Below are 13,499 nucleotides of genomic sequence, written 5' to 3'. Positions count from 1 at the left end.
GCTTAATCCCTCACAACGGCTTTAGAACAAAAGAGCCATTGACTAGGCTCCCTGAGCGGTTAAGTTGCCCCTGCTCGACCGCAAAATTAGAGCCCAACAGCTCTGCAGCCTTTTCAAAGGTTTGGAAATCTTTGCTTTGCGCTTGTAAGCGAACTTCATTACGTCCACTGTCATACTTAAAACTGGTGAGATCTAAACCAGGCACTTGATTGAGTAAAGGAGGCAGCTTCACCATCAAACTAATGAGTTCATTGCCATCAGAGCCACCAGACAAACGACTCGCTTCACGCTCCATTTCACGCTTTAAATAGCTCACGGTCGGTATCTTGGTTTTACCCGGTAAGGACTGGCGGAAAATACGCTCACTTTCCGTACGATAAGCACTCGCCTGCGCTTCATACTTTTGAATTTTAAGCACATTATCGACAACCACCACCGCCAATAGCAGCACCGTCGCAACAGCGACTTTCTGCCATATTTTCCAATAGCGACTGAAAGACGATTTAGGCTTAAATTGCCCAGTCAGAAGATTAATTTTGCTTATGATCGCTTGTTCAGCGAGTAACTGCATCACTAACTTAGGCTCGCCGTTCAGCCACTGCTGCTGTTCAGCAAGCTCAAGAGAAGCAGGCAAAGCCGAATATGAAGTTAGCGGTAGGAATTCTTCGTCTTGCTGTACCCATTCAGACTGAGCCACCAGCGATAGCCAATCACTCTCAACCGACATACCTTGGTAGCTAGACTTCTTCAATAGCCATTGCTGACCAATCTCAACCGCAGACAATCCTTCACTATCTGGAAGCGCCAATACGTCGGGCATGACCTTTTGGATCTGACAACCAATATCGCCAAGCTCCATGAGGACTTTTTCTAGCCACTGTGAATCCACCGCGCACACCTGCGCTTGACCTTGCGATTTGTTTAGAATGGTAAAATGCAGTTGATCGACATCCTGCGCTAAATCATCTTCAAGCACATAGGGCAACATAGATTCAAGCTGACGACTGGCACCCGCGGGAATTTCTACATCGGTTAGAACCAAGCTTTCTGCTGACAACAAAACAATCGTGCGACGCCCTTCCGCGTATGTCGCGATCTCTGGCAGTGCCTGATAACTGTCTAGCTCTCCGCTCGCAATCACTTCCTTTTGCGACTCCGACCAGACTAACCACTGGATAGCCTGAGCAGTATTATTTGTCAGTCGAACGATCAGAAACTCGTTCACCGATACCTCCGAAGCGACGGCTAATGACCGTCGCAGTTTGTTTATCACGACTAAATAGCAAGCTGCGCACTCTCACGCGAGAATCCCCAACTAATAATTCAACATCCAACTCAAAATAGGCACTGGTCACAGCCAAATAGCCTTTGCCCTCTTTACGTGCATCAGCCGTTACGTTGGCAAACTCTTTCTCATTTAAAAAGTCGTCAACACTCGCCCAGCCATCAAAAGGGCGATTTTCCAACACCTGCTTAGCTTGAGTGACACTAAGAGCAGGTTGAAACAAAGCTGCCAACAATGCAGCATGCTCTGGCTTGATCGTGTTTACATTTAATCTCAAATCGGTGGTTGGAATAGCACACACGTAAGGCAATACTTTTTCCATCACTTCACCCGAAACCTGATTGACCGCGCGTAACTCTGAGCTATCCGCCATCAGGCTATTTGCCGCCATATAGGCGGGAGACATCGACTCATAGAAGCTGTCTTCAACCCCAACCGTCGAGTTAACCGAGTTATTACTGTCGACGTACTCCCAAGTAGATTGTGCAACTGTTTCTGCTTGGTAATTTTCAATTTCCAACTCTTCGAGTAAGTTTTGAAAAACATCGACCAAGTATGGGGACTTATCAGAGCCAGCTGTCGAGGCTAAGCTCGACAGAGCATTGAGATTAAAGCAGGCCTGCTGATCAACTAAACGGCCTTTTAACGTCCCGTAGTCCAACGGGTAAGTTTGCTCTTCTAAAGCCCATGGCTGCGAAAGATTAATCGTATCTGAGTCTTTAAAGCTTTGCTCAAGGCCTGCCTTCGCCAATGCTTCAGCCCCAACGCTATACCAGTAAGCTTGCTGATAATTGATCTGGTTAGTCGCTCGTTTAAACTGACTAAATAGACGATCTGCCATACTTGCAGCAATACTGACCATAACCGCCAGCAACAGCAGCACGATAATAAGTGCGACGCCGCGCTGCTTTCTAACCATCTTGCTTCTGCTCCTCAGACAGCTCCAAAGTGCCCCCTGATGTCAGATAGATGCGCTCAATCTTGCCATAATCCTCTAGCTCTAAATTCAACGCTATCGCTTGTGGTAGAGCAAACTTAGTTTGCCATTCTTTCTGCCACTGCTTGCCATCGAAAAAACGCATCTCAAAATCTTCCACACCATCGAGCAATGGCATCACAATGCCTTCTTGCCCAGCGGGTGTGTCCGCATAACGCCACCATACTCGTTGCAGCTGCTTATCTTTAATCCGATAACCGACTTTACTTATTTCACCACGCGGAAACTGCTGCTGCGGATTGTGCCAACCAGCGCGAACGAACATCACCCCTTTTGCATCAGAGTCGAGCAAATAGTCTTTCCATTGCAGCAACATAGGAGAAGGCTCTTCGCCATTGGTACGAGCTTGACGCAGCGCCATTTGGCGAAAGTCATTGTCCATAAACACTAAGGCTCGTTGTAGCGTTTTTAAACGCTCACTACGCTCCATCGAAATTTCATTGCTGCGCTGAACCTGATTGAGAACCTGATAAGCCCCCACACTTAAGCTAGCAAAAATCGCAATCGCCACCAGCACCTCAATCAGGGTAAAGCCCTGTGACCGATTAAGACTATTTCGGGACATAACTTCTCACCGTGACCACTGGCGATCCTTTTTCACTGGTCGCGACTTTAACATCAAAGGCTTGTAGCATATCCCCAGCGGTGGAAACGGGTTCCACTGTCCAGAACCAATCTCGCTGTGCAAGTGTTTCTTTGCCTTTTTTCTTACTTGGCTTACTACCAGATAAAATCACCTTCGCCATTTGATTGTCTGCCACCATAGCGGCAAAAGTTTTCTCTTCGAGAAAGTTAAGCGTATTAATGTGTTGGCTGACCGAGCGTATGGTTGCTATAGCCGCAGTAGCAAAGATCGCTAACGCGACCAACACCTCAAGAAGCGTAAAGCCTTGCTTAGCTTTCTTCATCACTTTCTCCAGGTGCTAGCAATATGATCTGACCATTTTCTTTTGCCACTATTCGCCATGCATCGTTTTCAGCACTGCGATCCTGCGGGTAAATAGCAATAGAAAATGGTGTCACTTCGCCGCTCGACATAATGAAAACTTGCGGTGGTGGCAGCTTTTTCTTCTCTTGGTCAAACTCAGCGAACATATCTTCGTCAAAGAGCGAACCGGGTTTAAACAAACGCTCTTGGTCGTTCCAGACGTTGCCTCCTAGCGTTAGCATGATGGCAAGGTTATCCGCGAGCTCAGTCTCGGGCGGTATATGGTGCTGTTCAAGCTTTTGCCATCCCTGCGATTTTAGTCGCATAAAGTGGTAGCGTGGTTTCTTCTCATCAACGCGTAGACCAAAGTCATTACCACTCAACATCGCCTCTTCATTAAGAAGCTGAACACGATGATACAAAGATTGAGCGTGCTTTTTCGCGCCGTCTTCTGCACTGACTGGCAAGGTAGAAATCACCGCTACGGATGCGAGTGAAATCAGCACCAATACCAGCAAAATCTCAAGCAGAGTAAATCCAGAATGACGACGCATAAAGGCTAAGCGTTAGCTGCTAATTACTGAAAATCTTGAATATTCCAGTTGCCGATATCAGCGTTGGCACCTTCGCCACCTTCCTGACCATCTGCACCTAGCGTAAAGATATCGACATTGCCATGGTCACCTGGGCTTAGGTATTGGTAATCATTGCCCCATGGGTCTGAAGGTAGACGCTTAATGTAGCCACCGTCACGGTAGTTGCGCGGCTCCGGACTAGAAGGCTTCGTCACTAACGCTTCTAAACCTTGGTCTGTTGACGGGTAAACGCTGTTATCAAGCTTGTACATATCAAGCGCATTCTCTAGCGCAACGATATCGGTAATCGCTTTCTGCTGATCCGCTTTTTCTTTGTTGCCAAGTAGGTTAGGTACGACAAAGCTTGCCAAAATACCTAAGATCACCACAACAACCATAACTTCTAACAAGGTAAAGCCAGACTGTTTTTTCATTTTTTTGTTCATTTTATTCTCCACAAAAAGCAGCTTAGATTTGCTAAAAGCTGTTATGAACTCATTAAGTTATTCATTTCTAAAATTGGCATTAGTGTCGCCATGACAATAAACAGCACCAACCCTGCCATTAAAGCGATTAAAGCCGGAGTAAAGATGCCCAGGGCGATATTAACTGTCGATTCAAAGTTTGAGTCTTGGTTGTCCGCGGCACGAGTGAGCATGCCTTCGAGCTCACCACTCTGTTCACCACTGGCTATCATGTGCAGCATCATAGGAGGGAACAATTTGGTTTGCTCAAGAGCGCGGCGTAAGCTGGCACCTTCACGAACATTATCTGTCGCGATTAAGACCTGCTGTTTAACGTAATGGTTCGACATAACGTCCACTGCAACGCGCATTCCTTCCAAAATTGGAATCGCGCTCGAAGTACAGATAGATAATGTGCGTGCAAAACGCGAAGTGTTTAGGCCACGAGCAATTTTGCCAACCAATGGCATAGAGATAACTTTGCGATCCCAACTTAAACGTAACTTAGGCTTACTGAACGCAAACTTAACTAGGTAGATAACCACAATCAAAGCAACAAGCAGGGTGAGCCCCCAATGCTGGATAAAGTCACTGGCTGCGAGCAAAAACTGAGTGGATTGAGGCAGCTCTTGGCCCATTTGGACAAACTGACCCACGATTTTTGGTACGACAGCGGCAAGCAAGAACGCCACGATACCGACCGCAAAGACCACCAGCACGACAGGGTAAATCATCGCTTGCTGCAATTTAGAACGTAACTTTTGACGGTTTTCAGCATAATCCGCGAGACGTTCTAGCACTGAGTCCAAATGCCCTGACTTTTCGCCCGCTGAAACCATCGAACGAAACAGCTCGTCGAAGACATGGGGAAAATCGGCCAAGCTGTCGGCTAAGGTATAGCCTTCCGTCACCTTGGAGCGGACAGCAAGCAACATAGTACGGATGCGCGGTTTTTCTGACTGTTCAGAAACGGCTTTTAAACACTCTTCGAGCGGCATACCGGACTGAACCAAAGTCGCCAATTGACGAGTGATTAAAGCTAAATCAGGTGTGCTTAAACCACGTTTAAACTGAAATGTCGCTTGGCTAGTCTGCTTTTTCGCTTTCTGCCTTGTTTCACTCACTTCAACCGGTATTAGGCCTTGTTCTTTAAGCCTTGCACGCACCTGACGAGCATTATCGCCTTCGATAACGCCTTTTTTGGTCTTACCTTTCGCATCGAGCGCTTTATATTCAAATGCCGCCATTAGCCTTCCTTGGTCACCCGCATCACTTCTTCAAGCGAGGTGATACCTGCACGCACTTTACTTAGACCATCATCGCGAATGCTCGGAGTATGCTCGCGAATCTGCTTTTCAATCGCCTGCTCTCCTGACTCGCTGTGAATCAAGGTCTGAACATCTTCATCAATCACAAGCAATTCATGAATGCCTGTACGTCCACGGTAACCTTTATAATTACATGCTTCACAGCCACATGCGCGATAGAGAGTTAAGTCCTCTTTCTTCTTCAAACCAAACAGTTTTTTGGTTTCTTTATCCGCTTCATACGGCTCTTTACAGTCAGAACATAGCGTGCGCACTAATCGCTGTGCCAAAACACCGAGTAAGGAAGAGGAAATTAGGAAAGGCTCAATGCCCATATCACGTAGACGTGTAATCGCACCGACAGCTGTATTGGTGTGCAACGTCGACATCACTAAGTGACCAGTCAAAGAAGCCTGAACCGCGATTTGCGCCGTTTCTAGGTCACGAATCTCACCCACCATGACCACATCCGGGTCTTGGCGCAAAATTGCACGTAAGCCACGAGCAAAAGTCATATCCACTTTGGGATTAACCTGAGTTTGGCCGATACCATCGATATCAAATTCAATCGGATCTTCGACCGTCAGAATATTGCGTTCATTGCTGTTAATCTCTGTCAGGCCAGCATACAGGGTGGTTGACTTACCAGAACCTGTAGGGCCCGTGACCAAAATGATGCCGTGCGGACGAGCGATCATCTGACGGAACGCGTTGTGGTTGGTTTCTGTCATGCCAAGACTATGTAAGTCCAAACGCGTCGCATTTTTATCTAACAGACGCATTACCACACGTTCACCGTGTGAAGACGGCATCGTTGAAACACGAACATCAACAGCGCGACCACCAATACGCAACGAGATACGACCATCTTGTGGGACACGCTTTTCAGCGATATCAAGCTTGGCCATGACCTTAACACGCGATACTAGCAATGGCGCTAACTTGCGGCTCGGTGAGAGAACATCACGAAGTACACCATCAATACGGAAACGAATAGAGAGGCTTTTCTCAAACGTCTCGATATGGATATCCGACGCCCCTTCTTTAATCGCCTCGCCCAACATCGCGTTGATAAGCTTGATGATCGGTGCGTCATCTTCTGACTCAAGCAAATCTTCATCTTGCGGTAAGTCTTCCGCCAAAGAGAAGAAATCATCATTGTCGGCACCGATGTCTTCCATCAGTTGGCGCGCTTCCGAAGAGTCACGCTGATAAGCTTCGGTTAGCTTGCCATCAAATGCTTCTTTGCTTAGAGCTTGCAAAGTAAAAGACTGACCACAAACACGCTTCACTTCAATCAAAGCCTGCACTGAAATCGGCGCGATATAGTAAAGCACTAAACCACTGTCCGCAGGCTCTAAAACAAGCTTAAAGCGATTGGCAAAACTAAACGGCAAGCGTTTAAAGCTTAGATTTAACTCGACGTCCATTACTTAGCGCTCATCTGATCAATAAATGCTTGAATCTCGACAGGGTGACCAATCTCTTCACCATATTCTGGCAATACCGGAATATGACCGTCGTCCATTAGCTTCAAGCCCTGATCTGCCCTGTAGAGCTGCTCTGCACGAATAAAGTTGTATTTACGTTGAGTAATACCGTCTGCCGTCATGCCATCACGAATGATGGTTGGCTTGATAAACACCATAAGGTTTTTCTTTTCAACCTGAGTGCTGGTTGATTTAAATAGATGGCCTAGGTAAGGAATATCACCCAGTAGTGGCACTTTAGATTCACTTTCGAGTGCACGCTCATCAATAAGACCACCAAGGACTATCATCTGACCGTCTTCTACCATTACAGAGGTATTCAGTTGACGCTTGGCAAATCGCACATCGACCGCACCGTTAGCGCCCAGTACGTTAGAGACTTCTTGCTCAATCTTTAACTGTACCGAGTTACCTTCGTTGATTTGCGGTACCACTTTAAGCTTGATACCGACCTCTTTACGCTCAACGGTCTGGAATGGGTTATCATTATTTGAGCCAGTCTGAGAACCAGTAATGACAGGCACTTCTTCACCAACAATAAATGACGCTTCACCATTATCCATTACGGTAATGCTAGGCGAAGACAGAATGTTTGAGTTGGAGTCGGTCGATACCGCACTAATCAATGCTGTCCAGTCGCCCATGACTACACTTAAAGCAGCACCATTAACACCAGAAAGTGCTGAAGCGAGCTTGGTGTAATCGCCTTTCTCTGTCGTTGTTTCATTACGTAGGAAGTTACCATCACTGTCATAAACCGCTTTGGTTGTGGTGGTATCTTTGGCTTCTTCTAAGCCAACCATCACACTGCCAATTGGGGCGCCAGCATTAGAGTGCTGAATCACGGCACCGGTATCTAACGAGCCCCACTGAATACCAAAATTAAGGCCATCACCTTCAGACATTTCAACAATCAGCGCTTCAATTAGGACTTGGGCACGGCGAATATCAAGCTGAGCAATCACATCCTGCAGCGCGTTCATGATATCTGGCGGTGCGGTTACCACTAATGCGTTGGTATCTGGGTGAGCGGCAATCATCACTTCACCACGTTTAGCGCTACTCGCCTGTTTCGAACCGGATGATTTCTCTGCTTGCAGGTTATCAGACACACCTTTTAGCACATCAACTAAATCTTCTGCTTTGGCATATTTAAGGTAAACCACGCGGTTATTACCTTTTGACGCCATCTCAATATCGAGCTGTTTGATCAACTTACGTAGGCGCTCACGCACTTGCGGATCACCAGAGATCAGAATCGAGTTGGTTCGATCATCAGCGACCAATTTAGGCTGAAGAAAGGCAGGAGTGTTTTTGGCATCGGTGGTTTTGTTGAGAGCTTCGACAATACGCACCATTTCTGCAGCTGAAGCATTATCTAGTTCAACCACTTCAATTTCTTTGTCACCCGCTTGGTCAACACGCTTGATAATATCTGCCAGACGATTCACCACCGCCGCACGACCCGTAATTAGGATAATGTTTGCTGGGTCATAGTGGACCACGTTACCCGCACCCGCATTGTCATTAAGCTGACGTAATAGAGGCGATAATTCACGCACTGAGACATTCCGCACCGCTACGACTCGAGTGACGACTTCATCACCATTGATACTGCCATCACCGACAACAGGCACTGCCGACGTTTTCGCATCTTTGTCTTTGATGACTTTTAAGATGCCATTGTCCATTTCCACCACAGCAAAGCCGTACACTTCGAGTACATTGAGGAAAAAGCTGTAATACTGCTCTTCAGTCAACATGTCGTAGCTACGCACGTCGACTTTACCTCTCACCGAAGGGTCAACAATGATGGTTTTTTCTAAGTTACGGCCAACAATATTGATAAATTCTTGAATATCTGTGCCTTTAAAGCTGGCACTAAAATCATTTGCTACCACCACTGCAGGTGACGTTAATAAGCTTCCTGCTAAAAGCCATGCGCTTTTTTTAAGCCAATGGTTCACTCTGTACTCCTCGGATCGCTGACGCTGCTGCGACAACCTTATAATTCAATGTATATTTCGTGTGGTTGACCGTTTCGTTCTACTGTTAAGTTGAGTTCAGTCAACTGGGACAAGCTTCTAAACACTTCTCCCATTGCCGCAGAATCTTTGAGATCCAGTCCATTTATTGAAATTGCGATATCACCCGGTTTAAGACCAACAGCGTCAAACAACGCTCTATCTTTACCCGGAGAAAGGCGGTAGCCAACCACCTCTCCATCTTGTTTTACTTGCGACATCCGCACATATTGGAAGATCTGTTTAGCATCTTGGCGGATTTCTTCGCGAATTTTATTTAATGAGTCTGGTGAAACCTGACTGCGTGTCACACTTTCTGGCGCTTTAACTGCCGTTACTGATGGTTTGGTATATTTCAGACCTTCTAACATAACGGTCTCATTGCGGCCTGAATTATCGATGATGACTCGATCAGACTGAACTTGGACAAGTTTGGCGCGAGTACCTTCAATCACTTCATTTATGCCATACGTTGCCTGCTGACCGCGATTGGCAATCACTGCTAAACTTTTTTCTGGGTTCGAGCTAGTCACCACGCCAACCAAAACCACGTTCAAGCGACTTTTCGGCGCATCTTGTACTTTTGGTTGTTCGACCACTGGCGCACTTTCTTGATACTTGCCAAAAAGATTGCTGTTCTGCAGCTCTGAAATATCGAGTTGCGATGAGCTAGACGAGCCTGCACTAACCACGCCACTCGGCTGCCATTGCGACACTGACGATGTACTCCACGGTTGCCAAAGCATCTGCCCACCAATCCAAGCACTGATTGTGAGTAGAAGCATCATCACTATGTAGCTGATACGCTGCTGCATAGTCACGTCTTTGAGCGCCTCACCGAATTTAAGTAGTGCCATTACACTGTTTTGCTTCACTCGCTGTCCCTATCTCGCTAGCTTGGAGCTTTGTTACACCCGTTAAGAATATGGTACTAAGCCCTGTATAACGGAAGTTAATATTAGTTATCAAAGATGTAGCCGTTCATTGTATCAAAATATGAAACAAGCTAAACATAAAACCATCGAACGTCACTTTCTTAGAGCTTAATTTTTATGATCTCGCTTGAAAAATGCCACATTCGTCACCATTGTTACTGCATCTGAATGGAACAAACATTCATCACCTTAGAGGGCAAGAGACACGATGGGTTCCCAAACCGAAGCAGTAAGACTCGATAAATGGCTATGGGCTGCACGATTTTATAAAACTCGCTCCATCGCGCGCAACATGGTCGATGGCGGCAAAGTCCATTATAATGGCCAACGCAGCAAGCCAAGTAAGGCTGTCGAACTCGGTGCGGTGATTACATTGAGACAAGGGCACGAAGAAAAGACGGTGGTCATAGAGAAAATTTCTGACCAACGTCGCGGAGCCCCAGAAGCGCAAACGCTCTACTCTGAAACAGCAGAGAGTCTAAGTAAACGTGAAGAGAATGCAGCACGTCGCAAACTTCACGCCCATAACCCTAGCCCAGATCGCCGTCCTGATAAAAAGCAGCGCCGCGATATTATTAAATTTAAACACCAATAAGCTCTAGCAGATTTACGAGGAATCGCCACATGGCAAGCAATGTTTTGAACCGCTACTTATTTGAAGATCTTTCAGTTCGTGGTGAGTTGGTACAATTGGATGACGCTTACCAACGTATTATTTCTAGCAAGGAATACCCAGCACCACTACAAAAGCTGCTTGGTGAGCTATTGGTTTCAACCACCCTATTAACAGCAACGTTGAAGTTTGAAGGTTCTATCACGATGCAATTGCAAGGTGATGGCCCTGTATCACTGGCTGTCATCAATGGCGATCACGATCAGAAAATCCGTGGTGTTGCTCGCTGGGAAGGTGATATCGCAGATAACGCGACTATTCATGACATGATGGGTAAAGGTCATCTGGTGATTACCATCGACCCTAAGAAAGGTGAACGTTACCAAGGTATCGTTGGTCTAGACGGCGACAACTTATCTGAAATCTTAGAAAGCTACTTTGCCAACTCAGAACAGCTTAAAACTCGCATCTGGTTACGCACTGGTGAGCACGAAGGCCAACAACGTGCGGCTGGTATGCTAATTCAGGTTATGCCTGATGGTACTGGCACACCTGAAGATTTCGAACACCTTGAGCAACTAACAGATACTGTAAAAGATGAAGAGCTATTTAGCCTAGAGGCGAATGAATTGCTCTACCGCCTCTACAACCAAGAAAAAGTTCGTCTGTTTGATCCGCAAGCCGTCGAGTTTTTCTGTGGCTGTTCTCGTGAACGTAGCGGTGCAGCTATCGTGACCATCGATCGAGCAGAAGTGAACGACATTTTGGCCGAGGTTGGTTCAATTTCTTTACATTGTGATTACTGCGGCACGAATTATTCGTTTGACGAAGCACAGGTGTCTGAGCTGTTCAATCAAACAGATTCAGGCAACAAAACACTGCATTAATTTTTACAGCATAGCAAGACTGTAATTTACCCTTCAAAAGGCCAGCACACGCTGGCCTTTTTGTGATCAATCCCCCGCAATACCTAGCCTTAGCCGTAATAAATTAACCTGTTAATTTTTATCAATTAATAATTATTTTGCTCTAGCGCAAAGCTTTGCGCACACGATAAACTAACTCCACCAATATGTGATGTGTCGCTTAAAACCCCATTAAAAATGCGGATATTTTTTGAGCTATATCCCTGTTTTCTACGAGGCCCATTGCTAGCATGGTGAGCAGATAAAAATTAAAAAATCATTACAAAATCCCTACAAAATATTCCTATAAGGAGCACCTATGACCGTTATGGAACATACAAAGGCTGCAACAATCGATCTTACCAAACACGGGCTTCAAAACGTTAAAGAGGTTATTCGTAACCCAAGCTACGAGATGTTGTTCGAAGAAGAAACTCGCGCGGATCTGGAAGGCTATGAAAAAGGCGTGGTCACCGAGCTAGGCGCAGTCGCTGTTGATACCGGTATTTTTACTGGACGCTCACCAAAAGATAAGTACATCGTAAAAGACGCAACTACAGAAGAACATATGTGGTGGACATCCGATGCGGTGAAAAACGACAACAAACCTATTGATCAAGCGGTATGGAATGATCTTAAACAGCTCGTCACTAATCAGCTGTCAGGCAAACGCGTTTTCGTCATTGACGGTTACTGTGGTGCCAACCCAGACACTCGTTTAAGCATTCGTGTCATCACTGAAGTCGCGTGGCAAGCGCACTTCGTGAAAAACATGTTCATCCGCCCATCTGAAAAAGAGCTAGCCACCTTCGAACCTGATTTCGTGGTAATGAACGGTGCTAAGTGTACTAACCAGAAATGGGAAGAGCACGGCCTCAACTCTGAAAACTTCACGGTATTTAACCTGACTGAACGCATGCAGTTGATTGGCGGTACTTGGTACGGTGGTGAGATGAAGAAAGGCATGTTCGCCATGATGAACTACTTCCTTCCTCTTAAAGATATTGCTTCTATGCACTGTAGCGCCAACAAGTGTAAAGAAAACGGCGATGTTGCTGTGTTCTTCGGCCTATCTGGTACAGGTAAAACCACACTATCTACTGATCCTAAACGTGAGTTAATCGGCGATGATGAGCACGGCTGGGATGATGACGGTATCTTCAACTTCGAAGGCGGTTGTTACGCTAAGACGATCAAGTTATCGAAAGAAGCTGAGCCGGACATCTACAATGCGATTCGTCGCGATGCTCTACTAGAGAACGTCACAGTACGTAGCGACGGTTCAATCGACTTCGATGACGGTTCTAAAACCGAGAACACCCGTGTTTCTTACCCAATCGAACACATTGAGAACATCGTTAAGCCAGTATCGAAAGCAGGCCATGCAAACAAGGTTATCTTCCTATCTGCTGATGCGTTTGGCGTACTACCACCAGTGTCTAAGCTGACTCCAGAGCAAACTAAGTACCACTTCCTATCTGGCTTTACCGCCAAACTAGCGGGTACAGAGCGCGGTATTACTGAACCGACGCCAACTTTCTCAGCCTGTTTTGGTGCTGCGTTCCTAACGCTACACCCAACAAAATATGCGGAAGTACTGGTTAAGCGTATGGAAGCAGCGGGTGCTGAAGCTTACCTAGTCAATACAGGCTGGAATGGCAGCGGTAAACGTATCTCAATTCAAGATACTCGCGGCATCATTGATGCAATTCTAGATGGCTCAATTGAGAATGCGGAAACCAAGCATATTCCAATCTTCAACTTGGAAGTACCAACTGCATTGCATGACGTTGACCCTGCAATCTTAGATCCTCGTGATACTTACACTGACCCACTACAATGGGAAAGCAAAGCGAAAGATCTAGCTGAGCGCTTCATCAACAACTTTGATAAGTACACTGACAATGACGAAGGTAAATCGCTGGTTGCTGCTGGACCTCAGCTAGATTAGTGACCTGCTTGGAAATTGTTTAGCT

General features: G+C 46.2%; 13 protein-coding genes. 3 read left to right on the top strand and 10 right to left on the bottom strand.

Features of this window, described 5'->3' with window-relative positions:
* Positions 1 to 10 precede the first annotated feature (10 nt).
* From gspL to gspC, 10 genes are read right to left on the bottom strand one after another with little or no spacing between them, the layout of a single operon-like run.
* A complete protein-coding gene (gene gspL / locus AC5O63_RS16200) occupies positions 11 to 1,225 on the bottom strand; it encodes a type II secretion system protein GspL (protein ID WP_494505606.1) in 1,215 nt (404 codons plus the stop codon).
* Positions 1,191 to 2,204, bottom strand: a complete 1,014-nt coding sequence (gene gspK / locus AC5O63_RS16195; protein WP_494505605.1) for a type II secretion system minor pseudopilin GspK — start codon at positions 2,202 to 2,204, stop codon at positions 1,191 to 1,193. The genes gspL and gspK overlap by 35 nt, the downstream gene beginning before the upstream one ends.
* Positions 2,197 to 2,847 carry a type II secretion system minor pseudopilin GspJ gene (gspJ, locus tag AC5O63_RS16190; RefSeq protein ID WP_494505604.1) on the bottom strand — a complete coding sequence of 217 codons (651 nt, stop codon included), beginning with the start codon at positions 2,845 to 2,847 and terminating at the stop codon, positions 2,197 to 2,199. Before gspJ ends, gspK begins: the two co-directional genes overlap by 8 nt.
* On the bottom strand, positions 2,834 to 3,190 hold the full coding sequence (gene gspI / locus AC5O63_RS16185) for a type II secretion system minor pseudopilin GspI (RefSeq protein ID WP_004746102.1): 357 nt from the start codon (positions 3,188 to 3,190) through the stop codon (positions 2,834 to 2,836). Before gspI ends, gspJ begins: the two co-directional genes overlap by 14 nt.
* On the bottom strand, positions 3,177 to 3,764 hold the full coding sequence (gene gspH / locus AC5O63_RS16180; RefSeq protein ID WP_494505603.1) for a type II secretion system minor pseudopilin GspH: 588 nt from the start codon (positions 3,762 to 3,764) through the stop codon (positions 3,177 to 3,179). Before gspH ends, gspI begins: the two co-directional genes overlap by 14 nt.
* A gap of 23 nt (positions 3,765 to 3,787) precedes the next feature.
* A complete protein-coding gene (gene gspG / locus AC5O63_RS16175; RefSeq protein WP_069667717.1) occupies positions 3,788 to 4,231 on the bottom strand; it encodes a type II secretion system major pseudopilin GspG in 444 nt (147 codons plus the stop codon).
* Positions 4,232 to 4,272: 41 nt separating this feature from the next.
* A complete protein-coding gene (gene gspF, locus AC5O63_RS16170; RefSeq protein WP_494505602.1) occupies positions 4,273 to 5,496 on the bottom strand; it encodes a type II secretion system inner membrane protein GspF in 1,224 nt (407 codons plus the stop codon).
* Positions 5,496 to 6,986 carry a type II secretion system ATPase GspE gene (gene gspE / locus AC5O63_RS16165; protein ID WP_494505601.1) on the bottom strand — a complete coding sequence of 497 codons (1,491 nt, stop codon included), beginning with the start codon at positions 6,984 to 6,986 and terminating at the stop codon, positions 5,496 to 5,498. Before gspE ends, gspF begins: the two co-directional genes overlap by 1 nt.
* Positions 6,986 to 9,013, bottom strand: a complete 2,028-nt coding sequence (gene gspD, locus AC5O63_RS16160; RefSeq protein ID WP_494505600.1) for a type II secretion system secretin GspD — start codon at positions 9,011 to 9,013, stop codon at positions 6,986 to 6,988. The genes gspE and gspD overlap by 1 nt, the downstream gene beginning before the upstream one ends.
* 38 nt (positions 9,014 to 9,051) lie before the next feature.
* Positions 9,052 to 9,927 (bottom strand): type II secretion system protein GspC, encoded by an 876-nt coding sequence (gspC, locus tag AC5O63_RS16155; RefSeq protein WP_494505700.1) that lies wholly within the window; start codon positions 9,925 to 9,927, stop codon positions 9,052 to 9,054.
* Between the two features lie 286 nt (positions 9,928 to 10,213).
* On the opposite strand from gspC, the gene hslR reads away from it, so the two are divergent.
* The 3 genes from hslR to pckA all read left to right on the top strand — a co-directional run bounded on the left by hslR (position 10,214) and on the right by pckA (position 13,474).
* On the top strand, positions 10,214 to 10,600 hold the full coding sequence (gene hslR, locus AC5O63_RS16150) for a ribosome-associated heat shock protein Hsp15 (protein ID WP_004746109.1): 387 nt from the start codon (positions 10,214 to 10,216) through the stop codon (positions 10,598 to 10,600).
* A gap of 29 nt (positions 10,601 to 10,629) precedes the next feature.
* Positions 10,630 to 11,505 carry an Hsp33 family molecular chaperone HslO gene (gene hslO, locus AC5O63_RS16145; protein ID WP_494505599.1) on the top strand — a complete coding sequence of 292 codons (876 nt, stop codon included), beginning with the start codon at positions 10,630 to 10,632 and terminating at the stop codon, positions 11,503 to 11,505.
* Between the two features lie 337 nt (positions 11,506 to 11,842).
* Positions 11,843 to 13,474: a phosphoenolpyruvate carboxykinase (ATP) gene (gene pckA / locus AC5O63_RS16140; protein ID WP_004746111.1), complete on the top strand. Its 1,632-nt coding sequence runs from the start codon at positions 11,843 to 11,845 to the stop codon at positions 13,472 to 13,474.
* Positions 13,475 to 13,499: the final 25 nt, after the last annotated feature.

This window comes from Vibrio sp. SCP2 (genome assembly GCF_059295395.1).
Note: the sequence above shows the minus strand (reverse complement) of the source record. Positions and strands in the feature narration are given on the sequence as shown.